Genomic DNA, 1,077 nt, shown 5'->3' on the forward strand with positions numbered 1-1,077 from the left:
CCCGAAGGTGAAAACGCCAACAAGCCGAAAATCTAACTCACGTCGAGCCCGGTCAAGCTCATCGACGACTCGAAAAGCAGTTCATGGATGAGCGCGCCGGCGAGGGTACTGTCGCAATAAGGAAGCTGACCGGCGATATCGCCGAAATATAGGGGAATACTCATGCAAAGAGCGAGTAAATTGCCGACTGGACAAACTCGCGCGCAGCAATTCTATGCACTGGATGGATAAGGAATCCATACTATATCAGACTTGGCCTACTCGCTCTTACTGCGACAGAACCTCGCAAAACCCTCGATCCGCTGGTTGCTTACTAACTCCTCAGCCCGCCCATTGCGGCCCAGTTGAGCTCCCCACCACTGGCTACGCCATCGATGGTTCCTCGTTCGTGCGTTTCGATCTGTCGAAATACGTCTGGGTTTTGCATCATGAATTTCGCGGCCTTTGAGACATCTGGCGGTACGTTACCGTCGGTGTTTTCTGCGAGCCAATATAAACCGCCAGCCTCCATTCTCTCCCAGCCGTTATTCCCCATATAAGAACTAAGCGTGCCTGCCGCGTGTTCCGGGGTCATCTTTTCTTCACCTGATGCTGCAGCTTTGTCATCGCCCGAGCCCTCTCCTGATGCTGCAGCTATGTCATCCAACAATCGCAGTATGTCTGCGGCAATCCGGTCCTGACTGGCATTGACACTCTCGCAGTCCGACTGTGTGTAGGGATCAGTAAACGTCAACTGAGCGTTTTCTCGCGGATTAGTCTCGATCATCGCCATTGTTTTTCCTCTCTCAACTGGTTGTGGTTTCCGGGAGATTTCAGCGGTTATCCGGTGAAGGCACCAATGATGATGAAGGGCCCCGCATGGAAAGATGCGCACGGCGAAGTGATGGCCCGAGGGGCGAAGTGCTCGAGATGGTATCGCGCGTTCGCGAGGGAACTCCTTCCCCTTACCGATCCCGCGACGGAGCTTACCGTCTCACGGCTTTGTCCGGATGGGGGTATTGCAAAGATGCTCCGGGTTGTGTAAAAGCGCAACTTCATGAAGCCAGCATTGAATAATGCCATCAAGTGGTTGCTAGT

2 protein-coding genes are annotated in these 1,077 nt (G+C 53.6%); both read right to left on the reverse strand.

Going from position 1 to position 1,077, the window contains the following annotated elements; genetic code table 11:
* Window positions 1–32: 32 nt before the first annotated feature.
* On the reverse strand, window positions 33–164 hold the full coding sequence (locus tag AB3X89_RS39880) for a hypothetical protein (RefSeq protein ID WP_368588015.1): 132 nt from the start codon (window positions 162–164) through the stop codon (window positions 33–35).
* A 149-nt stretch (window positions 165–313) separates the two neighbouring features.
* Window positions 314–772: a hypothetical protein gene (locus tag AB3X89_RS39885; RefSeq protein WP_368588016.1), complete on the reverse strand. Its 459-nt coding sequence runs from the start codon at window positions 770–772 to the stop codon at window positions 314–316.
* Between the last annotated feature and the right edge of the window lie 305 nt (window positions 773–1,077).

Origin of the sequence: Paraburkholderia sp. BR14320 (assembly GCF_040948665.1) — a bacterium.
Lineage (GTDB): Bacteria > Pseudomonadota > Gammaproteobacteria > Burkholderiales > Burkholderiaceae > Paraburkholderia > Paraburkholderia youngii.